Annotated in this window: 14 protein-coding genes; 11 read left to right on the top strand and 3 right to left on the bottom strand. The window is 66.4% G+C overall.

Translation table 11 applies throughout. From position 1 onward, the window contains the following. Window positions 1-323: 323 nt before the first annotated feature. The gene (locus IHV25_RS08400; protein WP_420825422.1) at window positions 324-983 is read right to left on the bottom strand and encodes a protein-L-isoaspartate(D-aspartate) O-methyltransferase; all 660 of its coding nucleotides are present in this window, start codon (window positions 981-983) and stop codon (window positions 324-326) included. Window positions 984-1,298: 315 nt separating this feature from the next. On the opposite strand from IHV25_RS08400, the gene IHV25_RS08395 reads away from it, so the two are divergent. Both IHV25_RS08395 and serA read left to right on the top strand, forming a co-directional pair. Continuing rightward, window positions 1,299-2,468 carry a phosphoserine transaminase gene (locus IHV25_RS08395; RefSeq protein ID WP_192534672.1) on the top strand — a complete coding sequence of 390 codons (1,170 nt, stop codon included), beginning with the start codon at window positions 1,299-1,301 and terminating at the stop codon, window positions 2,466-2,468. A gap of 86 nt (window positions 2,469-2,554) precedes the next feature. Next, window positions 2,555-4,132 (top strand): phosphoglycerate dehydrogenase, encoded by a 1,578-nt coding sequence (gene serA / locus IHV25_RS08390; protein ID WP_192534671.1) that lies wholly within the window; start codon window positions 2,555-2,557, stop codon window positions 4,130-4,132. Window positions 4,133-4,299: 167 nt separating this feature from the next. Here the strand turns inward: serA and IHV25_RS08385 are convergent, their stop codons facing one another. Next, entirely contained in the window at window positions 4,300-6,444 is a 2,145-nt protein-coding gene (locus tag IHV25_RS08385) for a tetratricopeptide repeat-containing sulfotransferase family protein (protein WP_192534670.1), read from the bottom strand. Window positions 6,445-6,576: 132 nt separating this feature from the next. Between IHV25_RS08385 and IHV25_RS08380 the strand changes: the two genes are divergently transcribed. The 9 genes from IHV25_RS08380 to IHV25_RS08340 all read left to right on the top strand — a co-directional run bounded on the left by IHV25_RS08380 (window position 6,577) and on the right by IHV25_RS08340 (window position 16,212). Next, on the top strand, window positions 6,577-7,329 hold the full coding sequence (locus IHV25_RS08380) for a hypothetical protein (RefSeq protein ID WP_192534669.1): 753 nt from the start codon (window positions 6,577-6,579) through the stop codon (window positions 7,327-7,329). Window positions 7,330-7,596: 267 nt separating this feature from the next. Then, window positions 7,597-8,859: a lytic murein transglycosylase gene (locus IHV25_RS08375; RefSeq protein ID WP_192534668.1), complete on the top strand. Its 1,263-nt coding sequence runs from the start codon at window positions 7,597-7,599 to the stop codon at window positions 8,857-8,859. Beyond that, a complete protein-coding gene (locus IHV25_RS08370; RefSeq protein ID WP_192534667.1) occupies window positions 8,856-9,773 on the top strand; it encodes a septal ring lytic transglycosylase RlpA family protein in 918 nt (305 codons plus the stop codon). Before IHV25_RS08375 ends, IHV25_RS08370 begins: the two co-directional genes overlap by 4 nt. A 44-nt stretch (window positions 9,774-9,817) precedes the next feature. Beyond that, complete coding sequence (locus IHV25_RS08365; protein WP_338048612.1) at window positions 9,818-11,050, top strand: D-alanyl-D-alanine carboxypeptidase family protein; 1,233 nt, start codon at window positions 9,818-9,820, stop codon at window positions 11,048-11,050. Window positions 11,051-11,090: 40 nt separating this feature from the next. Beyond that, entirely contained in the window at window positions 11,091-11,834 is a 744-nt protein-coding gene (tmk, locus tag IHV25_RS08360) for a dTMP kinase (RefSeq protein ID WP_242018885.1), read from the top strand. Then, window positions 11,831-12,916: a DNA polymerase III subunit delta' gene (locus IHV25_RS08355; RefSeq protein WP_192534665.1), complete on the top strand. Its 1,086-nt coding sequence runs from the start codon at window positions 11,831-11,833 to the stop codon at window positions 12,914-12,916. Before tmk ends, IHV25_RS08355 begins: the two co-directional genes overlap by 4 nt. A gap of 66 nt (window positions 12,917-12,982) precedes the next feature. Continuing rightward, window positions 12,983-14,545: a methionine--tRNA ligase gene (gene metG / locus IHV25_RS08350; RefSeq protein ID WP_192534664.1), complete on the top strand. Its 1,563-nt coding sequence runs from the start codon at window positions 12,983-12,985 to the stop codon at window positions 14,543-14,545. Window positions 14,546-14,569: 24 nt separating this feature from the next. Continuing rightward, on the top strand, window positions 14,570-15,364 hold the full coding sequence (locus tag IHV25_RS08345) for a TatD family hydrolase (protein ID WP_192534663.1): 795 nt from the start codon (window positions 14,570-14,572) through the stop codon (window positions 15,362-15,364). Window positions 15,365-15,390: 26 nt separating this feature from the next. Next, on the top strand, window positions 15,391-16,212 hold the full coding sequence (locus IHV25_RS08340) for an MBL fold metallo-hydrolase (RefSeq protein WP_192534662.1): 822 nt from the start codon (window positions 15,391-15,393) through the stop codon (window positions 16,210-16,212). A gap of 420 nt (window positions 16,213-16,632) precedes the next feature. On the opposite strand, the gene IHV25_RS08335 is transcribed toward IHV25_RS08340, so the two are convergent. Then, window positions 16,633-17,445 (bottom strand): ZIP family metal transporter, encoded by an 813-nt coding sequence (locus IHV25_RS08335; protein ID WP_192534661.1) that lies wholly within the window; start codon window positions 17,443-17,445, stop codon window positions 16,633-16,635. Between the last annotated feature and the right edge of the window lie 318 nt (window positions 17,446-17,763).

Below are 17,763 nucleotides of genomic sequence, written 5' to 3'. Positions count from 1 at the left end.
CACGGGGGTACCCGGGGGCGTGACACGGCCGGGGGGCTGAAGGACAACACGTGTATGGGGGGAGGCGAGCACTGCAGGGCGCCCTGTCACCCCGGATCCGGGCACCCTTCGAGAAAGCAGGGAGCACGTCAGGCCGTTCCGGGGCTTTCACACGCCATGCGGGCCACCGGGGGGCAATCCGATCAGTCGGCCCCGACCTTTTGCCTGCCAAGGGTACGGTTTTCGGAGCCGGTGGCGTCCGCGCCGTTCGCTGCAGGCGGCTCCGGGCAAATCAGCCCAGCCCGTCGCGGGCCGTCGTCGGCACTTTGCGGGACGGGGATGACCTAGGACTGGGGCCCCAGAGTGCAACGCGGAGGCAGGCCCTCCACCATGGGTACAAAGCGCACGGGGAAAAGGGTTTCCGTCTGGATGTGGGTCGAGAGCTTCCGGACGCGGACCACGTACTGGTCGTCCTCGTGGACTCCCACCGGCAGGATCATCAGGCCGCCCACCGCCAGGTGCTCCACAAGGGAGCGCGGGATATCGGGCGCGGCCGCGGTAACCATGATCCGCTCAAACGGGGCCTGCTCGGGCCAGCCCCGGTATCCGTCCCCCTCCATAGCCACGATGTTGCGCAGCTTCAGGGCATGGAAACGGTAGAGCGCCTCCTCAAGAAGGGGCGCGTGGCGCTCGATGGAGTACACCCGCCGGCACAGCCGTGACAGCACGGCCGTCTGGTAGCCGCACCCGGTGCCGATCTCCAGCACCTTGTGGCGGTCCGAAAGGTCGAGGGCCTGGGTCATGAGACCCACCACAAGCGGCTGGGAGATGGTCTGCCCGCAGCCGATGGGCAGGGCGGTGTTCTCAAAGGCCCGCTTTGCAAAGGGCTGGGCCACGAAGAGCTCCCGGGGAACCGAGTCCAGAGCCTCGAGCACCGCCTTGTCGAACACGCCGCGCTTCCTGAGCTCGGCCAGCATGCGCGCGCGCAGTTGCTCCGGCGTCAGCGGGATATCCTGGAGCGGGTCATGCCCCGGGGCGGCGGCTTCGGAGTCGTTTGTAGGAATGCCTTGCATGACAGCGATCACCCGGACAGTCAGATGGGAGAGGGAACGGCTGGGACCACTGTCCAACACAGAGCGTTTAAATTCCGTGAACCCGACCCGTCCTGAAAGGATAATACCCCAAATTGCGACAAAATTTAGATTTTTCCGGAGGGCCGCAAAATCCGGTTGACCGGGGCCGGCTCCCCGACGTATCACGGTGCCGGGCCACGATCCCCCAATGGATCGCTGCCCTTCTGTGAGGAAGGGAGTACACTCATGGCAGAGATTACGAAACCGGCCACCCGGCCGATGAATCCGAACTTTTCGTCCGGCCCTTGCGCAAAGCGCCCCGGCTGGACCCCCGCCGCTCTTGAGAGCGCGCTTGTCGGACGTTCCCACCGCGCAAAACCCGGAAAAGAAAGACTCGCTGAGGTCCTCGACCGCCAGCGCGCCCTTCTTGGACTGCCCGACGACTACCGTATCGGTGTCGTCGCCGCGTCCGACACGGGTGCTGTGGAGATGGCCCTGTGGTCCCTCCTGGGGCCCCGCGGTGTTGACGTGCTGGCCTGGGAGAGCTTCGGCTCCGGCTGGGTTACGGACATCGTCAAGCAGCTGAAGATCAAGGACGTCCGCACCATGGAGGCGCCCTACGGCCAGCTTCCGGACCTGTCCCAGGTCGATTTCGAGCGCGATGTCGTCTTCACCTGGAACGGCACCACCTCCGGCGTCTGCGTTCCTAACGCCGACTGGATCCCGGCCGACCGCAAGGGACTGACGATCTGTGACGCCACGTCCTCCGCCTTTGCGATGGACATGGACTGGTCCAAGCTCGACGCGGTGACCTACTCCTGGCAGAAGGTCTTGGGCGGCGAGGCCCAGCACGGCATCCTGATCCTGTCGCCCCGCGCGGTGGAGCGTCTCGAGAGCTACACCCCCTCTTGGCCCATGCCGAAGCTGTTCCGCATGACCAAGGGCGGGAAGCTGATCGAGGGCATCTTCAAGGGCGAGACCATCAACACCCCCTCGATGCTGGTCGTCGAGGACGCCATCGACGCCCTGAAGTGGGTCGAGACCATCGGTGGCGCGGCCGGCCTTCGCCGCCGCTGCGAGGCCAACCTGGCCGAGGTGGAAAAGTGGGTCGCGAAAACCGACTGGATCGACTTCCTCGCGGAAGACAAGGCCGTGCGTTCCTGCACCTCCATCTGCCTGAAAGTCGTGGCAGACTGGTTCACCGCCCTGTCCGCTGACGATCAGGCGAAGGCGGCGAAGAAAATCGCCTCGCTCCTGGACAAGGAAGGCGTGGCCTACGACATCGGGTCCTACCGTGACGCTCCTCCGGGCCTGCGCCTGTGGGGTGGTGGCACTGTCGAGGCCTCGGACATGGCAGCCCTGCTGCCCTGGATCGAGTGGGCCTACGAGACCGCCAAGGCGGAATTCGCCGGCTGACCGGTTTGTCCCCCTCTCCCCGCGGGGCGGGGGGGAATCCGCTTTTCAAAGCAGGACATATTTCCGATTTCCCAAGGAGAGGCGTTATGCCCAAGGTTCTGGTAAGCGACAAGCTTAGCCCGACGGCCGTTGAGATTTTCAAAAATCGCGGCCTTGAAGTTGACGTCAAGACCGGGATGACCCCGGAAGAGCTCATTTCCGTCATCGGCGAGTACGACGGCCTGGCCATCCGCTCGGCCACCAAGGTCACCGCTGCGGTTCTCGAGGCCGCCACCAACCTGAAGGTCGTCGGCCGGGCCGGTATCGGCGTCGACAACGTGGATATTCCCGTCGCCACCCAGAAGGGCGTCGTGGTGATGAACACGCCGTTCGGCAACGCGATCACCACCGCCGAGCACGCCATTGCCATGATGATGTCCCTCGCGCGTGACATCCCCACCGCATCCGAGTCCACCAAGGCCGGGAAGTGGGAGAAGAACCGCTTCATGGGCGTCGAGGTGACGAACAAGGTTCTGGGCGTGATCGGCTGCGGCAACATCGGCTCCATCGTGGCCAGCCGTGCCATTGGCCTGCAGATGCGCGTCATTGCCTTCGACCCGTTCCTTTCCCCCGAGCGGGCTGTCAGCCTGGGTGTGGAGAAGGTCGAGCTTGAGGATCTTCTGAAGCGCGCGGACTTCATCACGCTTCACACGCCGCTGACCGAGAAGACGAAAAACATCATCGACGCCCGGGCCATGTCCGTCATGAAGAAGGGCGTGCGCATCATCAACTGCGCCCGTGGCGGTCTGGTGGACGAGGCGGCCCTGAAGGCGGCTCTCGAAAGCGGACATGTGGCCGGCGCCGCCCTGGACGTGTTCGAGGTCGAGCCCGCCCGTGACAACCCGCTGTTCCAGTTCGACAACGTGATCTGCACCCCGCACCTGGGGGCCTCCACCACCGAGGCGCAGGAGAACGTGGCCCTTCAGGTCGCCGAGCAGATTGCCGACTTCCTGATGACCGGCGCGGTGACCAACGCCCTGAACACCCCGGCGGTCTCCGCCGAGGAGGCGCCCCGCCTGCGTCCGTACATGGGCCTGTGCCGCCAGCTGGGCGGGTTCACCGGCCAGATCACCCAGACCTCTTTGAAGTCCATCCACATCGAGTACTCCGGTGACGTGGCCCGCCTGAACACCAAGCCCCTGACGGCGGTGCTCATCCAGGGCATCCTGTCCCCGATCACGGACTCAGTGAACATGGTCAACGCGCCCGTCATTGCCCGCGAGCGCAACATCGAGGTCAAGGAAACCGTCAGCGATCGTGCCGGGAACTACTCGAACATGATCCGCGTTCAGGTGGTCAGCGAGAACCAGACCCGCTCCATCGCCGGAGCCCTTCTGGGCGGCGACCTGCCGCGCGTCGTGGACATCAACGGCATCGCCGTCGAGGCCGAGCTTGGCCCGAACATGCTGTTCGTGATCAACGAGGACAAGCCGGGCTTCATCGGACGTCTGGGCACGGTCCTGGGCGAGGCCAACATCAACATTGCCTCGTTCAACCTGGGCCGGGAAGCCGTTGGTGGCCGCTCCCTCAGCCTGGTGCAGGTCGACGGCCCCGTCGGTGCCGAAGTCCTCGAGCAGGTTGCGAAGATCCCCAACGTGGTGCAGGTCAAGGCGCTCGCGTTCTGATCAGGGGCTGTCCCCCTGTCGCCTCTCTCGTGTCCCGGTCCGGATCCCCTTCGGACCGGGGCTTTTTTTGCTCCCGGTATTACGTGCGCGCCCTGGGGAACCGGTGTCCCGGCCCCGCCCTGCCGCTTGTGCCACCGCTCCGGTGGCGTTCTCTGCCAGCGGGTGGACTAGAGCGGAATTCCCTCTTTTTCCAGGACGTTCAGAAGCGGATCTAAAGCAGATCCGTAACGGCGCCAGCGCTCCACCGAGCGGGTGTTGATGGGCTGGCGCACCTGCCAGCGGCTGGCCGTGGCCACCTGTCCGTCCCGCCGGGTGTGGAACGACAGAACCTGCGGATCCCACTCAAGGCCCAGATAGTCCAGCAGGGCCCGGACATTGGGCTCCGGATCCGCCACCAGGGCGGCATAGTCCAGATCGAACACAGGGACCGGCAGAGCCTCGCGCCAGTGGTCCATCATGGCCCGGAACCGGACCGCATAGCGGCCCAGGACCTCCAGATCATGACGATAGCCGTGGCCGTGGGTGAAGTTCTGGAAGTAGATCGACAGGCACGTGTCCGGCAGGGAGCGGCGCAGGCAGACAATCCGGGCCTTCGGAAAGACCGCGTGCACCAGCCCCAGACGCAGGGCGTTGTGGGGCAGCTTGTCCACCACACGCTTTGCCCCGCCCGAGACCCGGTCCATGGTGGCCAGGACCGAGCGGGCAAATGCCTCCACCGTCCCGGCGTTGAGGGCACCGACACAGTCCGGGTACGGATCCCGCCCGCCGGACACCCGCCAGGTCAGCGAGTTTTCAAAGCGCGTGAAGTGGGACAGTTCCCCGGCTCCGGCGGCGTCCGGGTGACTGGCGATGATCTGCTCCACAAGGGTGGTTCCCGAGCGGGGCAGCCCCACCACGAAAACCGGGGTCTCGGAGTCGGATCCGATATCCCGGAGGCGCTCGAACAGTTTCGGCGTGAAGACCTCGCGAACCCGCTCCGAACGGGACTCGAATGCCTTGAAATCAAACGGATTGTCCTGGCCCCGCAGGGTGTTGGCGATCCGGTAGGCGCTGAACGCCCGCTCGAACTCGCCCCGGTCATCGAGGATTTTCCCTGCCGCGTAGGCCAGATCCGCTGTGGCTGCCGGCTCTGCGGGTGTTCCGTCAAGCTCGGGAAACGCCTGCCGGGCCCGCTCCAGAATGGCATCGGCGGTCGCGTCCGCCTCCGAGAACCGGGATGTGGCCGAATAGGCGACCGCCAGCGTGTCATCGTGCGGGTGCCGTTCCAGCGCCTCCGAAAGACGCGTACGCGCGTCCCGGAACTCGCCCCGGCGCACCAGGAGATCCCCGAGCGTGCGCACTGCCGCGACGGAATCCGGGGCCTGCCGCAGCCAGTCCCGGGTTTCCTGCTCGGCCTCGTCCAGGCGGTTGTCCGCCATCAGCTGGGCGACCAGGTTCTCACGAAAGGCAAGGTGATCCGGCGCCAGCTCAAGGGCCCGGCGCACGAGGGGCAGGGCGGCCTGCGGATCGTTGTCGTAGTGAAGGAATGTGCCCGCATCATTGAGGATCGAGGGCACGTCGGGCGACGCGTTCAGCGCGCGCTCCCAGGCAAGGCGGGCGTCCCCGAAATTCTCCAGCCGGTCGAACGCGAGGGCCTGAAGCACATGGGCTCCGGCCAGACCGGGCGCCAGGGCCACCGCCCGGGCGGAGGCAGCCAGGGAGCGCTGCGGCTGTCCCGCGTCAAGGAAGGCCTGGGCCTGGTTCAGGTGCACCCCCGGATCCTCGGGGGCCAGCTGGCAGGCGCGCTTGAAGTGGGGCAGGGCCTCGTCATACAGGCCGGAGCGGGCAAGGGCGATCCCCAACTGGAGGTGCAGGGACGGATCATCCTTGCGCGAGCGCAGGGCCGCGCGCAGATCCTGCACCGCACCGGAGAGGTCGCCGGCCCCAAGGCGCAGCGAGGCCCGAAACGCCAGAGCCCGCGCATCGCCGGAGCGGCGGGCCAAAATCCCGTCCACCTCGGCCAGGGCCTCCCGGGGCCGGTTCGCAGCCAGTGCACACTGGGCCAGAACCAGGGCTGCCCGGGGGTTGTCGGGCTCGGCCCCGCGGACCTGAAGCGCCAGATCCCGGGCCAGAGGCACCTCCCGGCGTGCAAGGGCCAGCTCCGCAAGGCAGACCCGGGCCTCCAGCGACTGCGGATCCTCCGCCAGCACCGCCTGCCAGGCCTGCCAGGCACGGGCACCGGCCCCGGACGCCTGGGCTGCACGGGCCTGGGCCACTCGGGATCCACGGGGCTCCCGGGTGCCTCTCGCCGCTCGGGAAGAACAGGTCTTCATTGTGAATTTTTCCTCCGGGATCAGTATCTTCAACGTTAAGGCTTCTGAAAGGATAACCCGCATACACTTTGCGAAGTGGCGGGCCCGAGGGCAACCGTCAATCTTGATAATTTTGTTTTCGTTGAGGTTCCCATGACCGAGTCTTCGTCAACGTCCCTTACCCGTCTCGAGGAGCGATTCGTCAAGGTCCTCACTGCAGGCACAAACCTGGGCTGCCTTGAGGCTCCTCTTACCCTGCGTATCTGGAAGGACGTGTGCGAGGGTCTGACGGAGTCGGAAATCGCCTGCTGCCTTCCGCCGATTCTCGGGCGGCTCTACCGCTCGGAATGCGGCCTCGAGGCCCTGAAAAAGTGCGGGCTTCTTCCCGAAGCCGGATCGCGGGCCCTGTACTGGCAGGCTCTCGCCGTTCGGGTCGGTGCGTTCGCGGGAACGACGGCGCTCGCGCCTGTTCCCGCGCCGGAGGCCGGGCAGGGCGAGGGGACACCCCTCGATCCGGACGCGGTTGATCTGCTGCAGCAGGAACTCATGATGCTGATGGATGCGGCGCGGGCCTGGGAAGAGGAGCGCAAGGCCCTGAGCGATGCGAACGCACGCCTGGAAGCCGCCCTCCAGACCCTTCGGGAGGCCGCGTCCCGTGCGGTGGAGAGCGTCCTCGAGAACCGGGCCGACGCCATCCGCGGGCTGGCCGCCCTGGCGGAGACCAGCGGTCTCGGGGACAAGGCCTCCAGCCTGCGTCGCCTGCCGCGCCTGCCGTTCAACTCGGTGGCGGCACCGGCGTCGCCCCGCCGGCCGGGAGCCGTTCGCAGCGAGGGACTGTCCCTCATGCCGGCCCACCAGCTTTCGGACCCCCGCCACCAGCCCCTTGGCGGACTGTCCCGACACTAGACGGCGCACAGCGCCAGCCTCAGGAGGGCCCCCGGATCAGGGGGCCCTTTCGCATTCCGGCGGCGGTTGGAGCGACGCACGTGCGTCCCGGCCTCTGGCTCCGCCGCACTGTCCCGGGGAAAGGGAGCGGAGCCGGTTCAGCCGCATTCGGGCACTCCGGGGGCCTTGCGCGGGAGGGGAGGGACTCCCCCTCGGTTGCCCCCTGGACAGGGGCTCCCGTTTGGTGTAATTCTCAAAACTCCGCACAGACAAAGGTCGGCAAGAAAGATGCTTCGTCCCGGATTTCTGGTTCCCTCGATTCTCGTTGCCTCCGCGCTGCTGGTGTTTCCGGCCTGCTCCCAGTCTCCGCGGGCGAACACCGGCGCTCCCTTGGGCGCGGAGCCGAACATCGCCGGCTCAGAACAGGGCTTCCGCACCTGGCTTCGGGCCGTGAAAGCCGAGGCCCTTCAGGCGGGGATTTCCCCTGCCACGGTGGAGACTGTTCTGGCCAGGGCGGAGTATCTGCCCTCGTCCGTCGAAAAGGACACCCGCCAGCCCGAGTTCTCGCGCACCACCGGCGACTATTTCCGCCTCATTGTGCCGGAAAGCCGTGTTGTGAAGGCCCTTGAGAAGATTTCCGAGCACCAGTCCCTGCTGAACCGCCTCCAGCGCGAGTATGGCGTTCCCGCAGGCATTCTTGTTGCCCTGTGGGGGCTCGAAAGCAATTTCGGCGAGAACATCGGCTCCACCCCCATTATCGATACCCTGGCCACCCTGGCCTATGACGGGCGGCGGGGGGCCTTTTTCAAGAGCCAGCTGTTTGACGCCCTGCGCATCCTGGACGGCGGACACGTTCAGGCCTCGAACATGATCGGATCCTGGGCCGGCGCCATGGGGCAGACCCAGTTCATGCCCTCGACGTTCCTTGCGTATGCGGTGGACGGAGACGGGGACGGCTGGCTGGACCCCTGGAACAGCGTTTCCGATGCCCTTGCCTCCGGCGCCAACTACCTGGGCGCACTGGGCTGGAACCGCTCCCTCCCCTGGGGACGGGAGGTGGTCCTGCCGCCAAGCTTCGACTACAGCCGCACCGATCTGGGCGGTCGGGCCACGGTGGCCGAGTGGTCCGCCCTTGGCGTCCGCCTGGCGTCCGGCGGCGCGATCCCCGAGAACCCGTCCACGCCGGCTGCGATCCTGGTTCCCTCGGGCTACAGGGGGCCGGCGTTTCTTGTGTACGAGAATTTCGATATCCTCCTGAAGTGGAACCGCTCCATTAACTACGCCCTCGCCGCCGGATATCTGAGCGACCGGGTGAGCGGTGTCTCCACGGCGCTGCATCAGCCGTTTCCCGACACGGACCGGTCCCTGAGGCTGACGGAAATCATGGAAATTCAGGAGCTTCTCAACGCACGTGGCTTTGATGCGGGACAGCCGGATGGCCTGATCGGCGCCCGGACCCGTCTGGCCATCCGCCACTACCAGGCGTCCCGGGGTCTTGTGGCCGACGGCTACCCGGATGAAAGCCTGCTTCTGGCCCTGAGAGTGAGATGACGGCAGCGCGCGCCTGTCCGACCCGGGGTGCCGGCCTGTCCGTAACGGACGGAGCCTCCGGACCGTGCGCGCCGCGCGCCGGGAGTGTCCGCGCATTCGCCGCGGTGTGCCTTGCCGTCGCAGCCCTGTGTGCGGGGTGCGCCCCCAAGGTCTCCAAACCCTCGGGTGCGGGGGCCTACAAGGTCGGGCGCCCCTACCAGATCAACGGCCGCTGGTACCATCCCCGGGAGGACTACACCTATGACCGGACCGGGATCGCAAGCTGGTACGGCCCTGGTTTTCATGGAAAAACAACCGCCAACGGCGAGATCTTCAACCAGCACGACATATCCGCGGCCCACCCCACGCTGCCCATGCCCTCCATCGCGCGGGTAACCAACCTGGACAACGGGCGCTCCATCACAGTGCGGATCAATGACCGGGGCCCCTTCGCCAACGATCGGGTGATCGATCTGTCCAAAGGTGCCGCCCACTCCCTGGGGTTTGTGAACAAGGGGACCACCCGGGTCCGGGTCCGCATCCTGGCGGCCGAGAGCCGGGCGGCCAAGGTTCAGGCCATGGGGGGGCGCAGCGGCCCTGTAACGGGCCCGGTCACAGTGTCGTCGCCCTGGCCTTCGCAGGCAGACCGTCCGCGCGCCGTCGAGACCGCGGCCCGCACGGTGGCCAACGCCGTCCTCGAGCGTGCGGGGCTCTCCTGGATTCAGGTCGGTGCGTTCGCCAGCCGGGAAAACGCGGAAAGATTGAGCCGGAGCCTGGGAAGCCTTGGAAACTCTCTTGTGAGCGAGGGGCGTTTCGGGGATCATAGCCTTTACCGCGTCCGTCTGGGCCCCTTCGAGAGCACCGCCGACGCGCAGAGGGTTCTCTCGCACGTTCGCGTCGCGGGCTACCCGGATGCGCGGATCATGACAGACTGACGCCCTTCCGGTTTCGTTTCGCATCCAGCATCAAGGATATCACCGTGAGTTTCGCACCTGAAACCTCCCCCGCCCGCCGCCGTTCCCTTTTTCCGTCCCTGGCGTTGCTTGTCGGGGTGCTGGCCTCTGCTGTGGCAGTGGCACCCCCGGCCCGGGCCCAGACGTTCGAGACCAAGGCACCCTTCGCCATTTTGCTGGACGCCCAGACCGGATCGGTGATGTTCGAGAAAAACGCCGACGAGCAGATGGCCCCCTCGTCCATGAGCAAGCTCATGACCGCCTACATGGTGTTCGAGCGGCTCAAGGACGGCTCCCTGTCGCTCACCGACCAGTTGCCCGTCAGCGAGAACGCCTGGCGAACCGGCGGATCCGCAAGCGGCGGCTCCACCATGTTCCTGCCGCTCAACTCCACGGCCAGCGTCGAGGATCTTCTGCGGGGCATCATCATCCAGTCCGGAAATGACGCCTGTATCGTGATCGCGGAAGGGCTTGCCGGCGACGAGGATGCCTTCTCCCGGGCCATGACCCGCAAGAGCCGCGAGATCGGCCTCACCGCCTCGAACTTTGTGAACTCCACCGGCCTGCCGAACCCGGAGCACTACACCACGGCCCGTGATCTGGCCACGCTGGCGCGGGCGATCATCAACAATTTCCCCGAGTACTATCACTACTACTCGGAGACCGAGTTCACCCACAACGGCATCACCCAGCACAACCGCAACCCGCTCCTTTACCGGAACATCGGTGCGGACGGCCTGAAGACCGGCCACACGGCGGCCGCCGGGTACGGCCTGACCGCCTCGGCCAAACAGGGCAACCGCCGGGTGATCATGGTGGTCAACGGCCTTGCCTCCATCAAGGAGCGCTCGGAAGAGGCGGAGCGCCTCATGAGCTGGGCCTTCCGGAACTTCGAGAACGTCGAGCTGTTTGACGCCGGTGTCCCCCTGTCGCAGGCCGAGGTCTGGATGGGCGACCGCAAAACCGTTCCCCTGGTGCTGAACCAGCGCCTGCAGATCACCCTGCCGCGCAACGCCACCCGCGAGATGACCATGAAGGTCGTCTACGACGGGCCCCTCAGCGCGCCTGTGGAAAAGGGCACGCCGGTCGCAACCCTCTATCTGGAAAGCCCGGAGATGGTGACCATGAGCTTCCCCCTGCTGGCCGGGGAAAGCGTGGACAAGCTGGGCTGGGCGGGCCGTTTCGGACGCACGCTCACCATGATGTTCGACCGGATGATCGGGAAAGTCTTCTCCGAGCCGGCACCGGAAGCGTCCTGAGCGGATGGACACCCCACAGACAGCACGGCCCCGTTCGGTGATGCGGGGCCGTTTTATCACTCTGGAAGGCGGGGAGGGCGCCGGGAAAACGACCCAGCGCGCCCGTCTGGTCAACGCCCTCCAGACCCGTTTCCGGATCGCGGGGCAACCTGTGCAGGCCCTGGCAACGCGGGAGCCGGGCGGATCTCCGGGTGCGGAAACCATCCGGTCCCTTCTGGTCTGCGGCCCCGGGGAACGCTGGGATGACCGCACGGAGGCCCTGCTCCACACCGCCGCACGCCGCGACCACGTCCTGCGCACGATCGAGCCCGCCCTTGCGGCCGGGATCTGGGTCGTGTGCGACCGTTTTGTGGATTCCACGCTGGCCTATCAGGGCTGGGGGCATGGCCTGGACACCGGTGACCTCCGGGCCCTGCATCAGTTTGCCTGCAACGGGCTCATGCCGGACCTGACCCTTCTTTTGGACCTTCCGATCCGGGACGGCCTGGCCCGCACCCGAACCCGGGAGCAGGGGGACCAGGCCGCGCAACGCCCCGAAACCGGACAGCCGGGCGGGCAGGGCAGGGAGACTGCGTCCCCCTCCGCCCGGGAGAACCGCTACGAGCAGATGGATCTGACCTTCCACGAGCGGGTCCGCGACGGTTTTCTGGCGATCGCCCGCTCGGACCCGGACCGTGTCCGCATCGAGGACGCGCGGTGTGGTGAGGACGAGCTCCTGTGCCGTCTCCTGGGCCACGTGAGGGCGGCCTTTCCCGAGCTGGAGGAAGGGGAGCCCGGCTCGTGAGCACCGGATTTCCCCAGCCCTTCGAGACCACGGACCTTCTGGGCCACGCCGACGCGGAAGCCACGTTTCTGGCCGCCCTGGCCAGCGGCCGGATGGCTCACGGCTGGCTGCTGGCCGGTCCCGCCGGCGTGGGCAAGGCCACGCTGGCCTACCGCATGGCGCGGGCCCTTCTGGCCCACGGCGAGCGGGCCACCACCCTTGATATCCCCGAAACGGATCCCGTCTTCGTGCGGGTGCGCGGCCGGACCCACGGGAACCTCCTGGTGGTGGAGCGCGGCGCGATGAAAAGCGACCCGTCCCGGCGCAGCGAGACCATCGACGTTGAGTCTGTTCGGGCGGTCGGCGAATTCCTGTCCCTGTCGTCGGCCGAGGGAGGCTGGCGGGTGGTGATCGTGGACGAGGCCGAGACCATGAACACCTCCAGCGCCAACGCTCTGCTGAAAGTCCTGGAAGAGCCGCCGCCCCGGTGCGCCCTTCTGCTGGTGTCGCACAACGCGGGGCGTCTTCTGCCCACGATTCGCTCCCGGGTCCGGACCCTGACCCTGAAGCCCCTGCCTCCCCAGGCCATGGAGAGCCTGTTTGCCCGCCACCTTCCGGGGCTCGATCCCCGCAAGCGTGCGGTTCTGGCGGGCCTGGCCGAGGGGAGCATCGGTCGCGCTCTCGCCCTGTCGGCCCACCTGGACGACTGGGAAAAGGTTCTCGAGCTTCTTCGCTCCGCGCCCGCCTTTCCGACCGCGGCCCTCCACGAGCTCGGCGAGGCGGTTGCGAAAAAGCAGGAGCTTTTCGATGCCCTGTCCGATCTTCTGCCCTGGTGGCTGGCCCGCCTGGCCCGCAGTGGGGCAGGCGACGCGTCTGGCGCCAGCGCCCGGGCCGGTGACGAAGACCGCATCTGGCAACACTTCCTTGAGGCCGCCCCCCTTGATCAGTGGGTCGATGTGTGGGAAAACACCGGCACCCTTTTCAGGAAGGCCCGCGCCCTTCACCTCGACCGGAAGCAGACGGTGCTTTCGGTGTTCCACCTGATCGGACGGACCCTGGCGTCGGGCCCTGCCGGGGCCGGTGCTCCGGACCTTCGGAGATAGGCGGCGCGCGGCCCCTCATGTTTTCACCGGCCTGGCCGGTCCTGTTCTTTTAGGAGTGACACCCCGATGTCCGTTTCCCGGCCCCCTTTCTATGTCACCACCCCCATTTATTACGTGAACGACAAGCCGCATATCGGCCACGCCTACACGACCCTGGCCTGTGATGTCCTTGCGCGTTTCAAGCGCCTGGACGGCTTCGACGTGCGCTTCCTCACGGGAACCGACGAGCACGGGCAGAAGATCGAGGCCGCCGCCCGGGCGGCAGATATGGAGCCGCAGGCGTTCACGGACCGGGTGTCCGAGAGCTTCCGCTCCCTTCTGGGCATCATGAACTACACGCCCGACGACTTTATCCGCACGACCGAGCCGCGTCACAAGACGGCGTGTCAGGATCTGTGGAACCGGCTTGTGGAGCGCGGGGACATCTATCTCGGATCCTACGCGGGCTGGTACTCCACCCCGGACGAGGCCTTCGTGACGGAAACCGAGCTGGTGACCGGACCGGACGGTGTGAAGCGGGCCCCCTCGGGCGCCGTGGTGGAGTGGGTCGAGGAGCCCAGCTACTTTTTCCGCCTGTCCCGCTGGCAGGAGCCCTTGTTGGAGTTCTACCGGACGCACCCGGATTTCATCGCCCCGGAAAGCCGCCGCAACGAGATCATCCGCTTTGTCGAGGGCGGTCTGACGGATCTGTCCGTATCGCGCACGACCTTCTCCTGGGGCGTTCCCGTCCCCGGTGACGAGCGTCATGTCATGTACGTCTGGATGGATGCGCTGACGAACTACATCACCGCTCTCGGCTACCCGGAGCAGGACGGTGACTATGCCCGCTACTGGCCCGCCGACATCCACATGGTGGGCAAGGATATCGTCCGTTTCCATGCGGTCTACTGGCCTGCCTTCCTTCTGGCCGCCGACCTGGAGCCCCCGAAGCGGGTCTTCGCCCACGGCTGGTGGACCAACGAGGGGGAGAAGATCTCCAAGCGCCTGGGCAACATCATCGACCCGGTGGACCTGGTCAACACCTACGGGCTGGACGCGGTGCGCTACTTCCTCATGCGGGAGGTGCCCTTCGGAAACGACGGGGATTTCTCCCACCGGGCCATGGTGGGACGCGTGAACAGCGAGCTGGCCAACGACCTGGGCAACCTCGCCCAGCGGTCCCTGTCCATGATTGCCAAGAATTGCGGGGGACAGGTTCCCCAGCCTCTGGAGTTCACGCCGGATGACGAGGTCATGCTGGGCGCGGCCCAGGCCATGCTCTCCGCGGTCCGTGCGGCGCTGGACCGTCAGGCCTTCGGCGAGGCCCTCGAGACCATCTGGGTTGTCGTGCGCCAGGCCAATGCCTATATCGACCGGCAGGCCCCCTGGGTTCTGCGCAAGACCGACACCGGGCGCATGGGAACGGTTCTCTATGTGCTGGCGGAGACGGTCCGCCGGATCGCGATCCTGATGCAGCCGTTCACGCCAAACGCGGCGGCCCGGCTTCTTGACCAGCTTGCCTGCAAGGACGATGCCCGGGCATTCGGGGCCCTGGAGCCCTCGGTGCGCCTGGTGCCGGGGACCGAGCTTCCGGCCCCGGCCGGGGTGTTCCCCCGCTACGTGGATCCGGAAAGCGCGGAAACGAAGTGAACCGAAGCCGGAAAGGGCGACAACGTGCTGGTGGATACCCATTGCCATCTTGATTTCCCTCCCTTTGTGGAGGATCTGGACTCGGTCATCTCCCGCGCCGCCGCGGTTGGCGTGCGCAGCATGGTCACCATCGGTGTGACCCTGGACCGCCATCCCGGGAACCTGGCCGTTGCCGAGCGGTTCGACGATGTCTGGTGCACCGTCGGCATTCACCCCAACGAGGCGGACACGGCTCCCGAGGTGACGGTGGACACGCTGATCCGCCTTGCCGACCACCCCAAGGTGATCGGCTTCGGTGAGACCGGCCTCGACTATTTCCACAAGCGGGCCCCGAAAGAGGTGCAGGAGCATCTGTTTCGGGTCCATATTGCCGCAGCGCGGGAAACGGGCCTGCCTCTTTCCATTCATTCGCGTGATGCCATTCAGGACACGGCGGACATCCTGCGCGAGGAGTACGAGAAAGGCCCCTTCAAGGCCGTTCTCCACTGTTTCGGCGGCTCGCCCCTTCTGGCCGAGGTCGGCATGGAGCTGGGGCTTCTGTTCTCCATCGCCGGGGTGGTGACCTTCCCCAATGCCCGCTCCCTGCACGAGATCATCCCCTCTGTGCCTCTTGACCGGCTTGTGGTGGAAACGGACGCGCCCTACCTGACGCCGGTACCTCACCGGGGCGAGAGGAACGAGCCGGCCTACGCGGCCTTTACCGCAGCCCGGGTCGCCACGCTGAAGGGTGTGGACATGGAGGAGTTCCGCAGGGCCTCGACGGACAACTTCTTCCGTCTGTTCACGAAGGCGCGCCGTCCCCGGACCGCAGGCCACTAGTCTGCCAGCAGGAAACCGGTGAAAGAATGTCTCTTCGGATCACAGTACTGGGATGCGGTGCGGCGGGGGGAGTTCCGTCCCTGAGTGCCGGCTGGGGCGCCTGTGATCCCTCCCGCCCCGAGAACCGGCGCCTGCGCTCCTCGATCCTGATCGAGGATCTGGACGGGCAGGGCGAGGTCCGCACCTGTGTTCTGGTGGACCTGTCTCCGGACATTCGCCAGCAGCTTCTGTCCAGACCCCTGGAGCGCCTGGACGGCATCATCGTCACCCACGGGCATGCGGACCATATCGGCGGCCTTGACGAGGTGCGGGAGCTGAACCGGATCTTTCGCTGTCCCCTGTCGCTGTGGGCCATGGACGACACTCTGGACGAGCTTCTCTCCCGCTTTGCCTACTGTTTCCCGCCGTTCCCGAAGACCGGGCGTTGGGGCTTCTGGCGCCCTCTGGTCAGTCCGGTCCGGGTCATCCCGCCCGAGCCCTTCCAGATCGGCTCGCTTGAATTCCGGCCGTTTGTCCAGGATCACGGTGTGTGCACCAGCATGGGATTTCGGGTGGGGGATTTTGCCTACTCTACGGACCTGGTGCGCCTTGAGGAGTCCACCTTCCCGATTCTGGAGGGCGTGGACACATGGGTTGTGGCCGCCTGTGTGCCCTACGAGGGGCATCCGACCCACGCTGGACTGAAAACGGTGCTGGGATGGCTGGAGCGGGTGTCGCCCCGGCAGGGCTGGCTCACCCATATGACCCCGGAAATGGACTACGCCACAGTGCTGGAGCAATGCCCGGACACGGTGGCCCCGGCGCATGACGGGCTCACATTCCGGGTCGGCGGGACGGACCGGGGCTGATCGGAGAAAGCCCCCGGCGCCCACAGGCTTCGGGCACGCCGGACGGATCCGCGGGCCGGAGCCCAACGAACCCCCGGACGGCTCCACACGCCGGGAAGGCGCGGAAATGCCCCGCGCACCCCAGAGATTATCCTTTCAAATCAATATGTTGGAATCTGGCGGGTCTTGTCTTGCGGGGATCGCCGCCCGTCTTCTGCCGCCCCCGGTTCGGCCCCCGGTTTCCGAGCAACAGGCCGTCTCCGCCCGCAGGCCCAGGAGCGCCGAAAAAACTGGCGGGATACGACCCAAACCCGGTCCATCCGGCGTAAAAACAGTTATTTTGTAAGGGGTTGGAGGAGCTGAGGGCCCGGATTCCGCTGGCCGTCCCGCGCGGGCAGGGCAGGGCGCGCCCGGGTTCCTCACCCGAACGCCCCGGGTGCTTTACCCGAACGCGACGTCCAGGACCATCATCACCGCAAATCCGGCCACAAGCGCCAGGGTGCCAAGGTCACCGTGCTTTCCGGTCTGGGACTCAGGGATGACCTCCTCCACCACCACGTAGATCATGGCACCGGCCGCAAAGCCGAGGGTATAGGGCAGGATGGGCGTCATGAAGGCCACCGCCGCCGCGCCCACGACACCGGCCAGAGGCTCCACCAGGGCCGAGCCCTGACCCCAGAGAAAGGCCCGGCGCCGGGACATGCCCTCCGCATGAAGGGGCAGGGAGATCACGGCCCCCTCGGGGATGTTCTGTATGGCGATACCCAGTGCGAGAGCGGCGGCGCCCGCCTCCGGTGCCCCGGCGGCGACCGCGCCAAAGGCCACACCCACCGCAAGCCCCTCGGGAATGTTGTGAAGGGTCATGGCAAAGACCAGAAGCGTCGTGCGCTTCAGCTTTGACGGGGGACCGTCACTCACATTCGCAAAATAATGAAGGTGCGGAACCAGGGCGTGGGCGTATCGCAAAAACGCGGCCCCCAGGAGAAAGCCCGCCACCGCGGGGATAAAGCCAAAGGTCTCTCCCCAGTCTCCGTTTGCCCCGAGCTCGAGGGCCGGGGAGAGCAGGGACCAGAAGCTGGCCGCCAGCATCACACCCGCCGCGAAGCCCAGGAGAACATTGGCACCCGCCTCCGCCATGGTCCTGCGGGTGAAGAACACGCTCGATGCCCCGGCCGCGGTCATGGCCCAGGTAAACGTTGTTGCAAGGAGAGCCGCAAGCACCGGGTGCTCCACCGCCATACCGGTCAGCGTCATGGCAGAGCCCTTTCCCGGCTTGTGGAGGTTAAACTGACACGCATCATGGTTGCACCCGTTTCCCGCAGTTCACAGTGGGCCTGACTGATATATCATCTCACAGTTCCACAGGAAAAAGAGCCTTTCCAGATTTTCATGAACCCCGTGACGGGCACAGCCCCCATGGGCCGGACGGATGCAGGGCCGGGGGACGCGGTATACGCATTGTCGCATAATGTATATTATGATGTTAAAGGTCGCCGGAAAGCCCGCACGGGGCAGGGACCGAGAAATCCACCCCAGGCTGTGGAATGGACCGGCTGCCGGATGTCCCGGGAT

Origin of the sequence: Phaeovibrio sulfidiphilus (genome assembly GCF_014861485.1) — a bacterium.
Taxonomy (GTDB): Bacteria; Pseudomonadota; Alphaproteobacteria; order Rhodospirillales; family Rhodospirillaceae; genus Phaeovibrio; species Phaeovibrio sulfidiphilus.
Note: the sequence above shows the minus strand (reverse complement) of the source record. Positions and strands in the feature narration are given on the sequence as shown.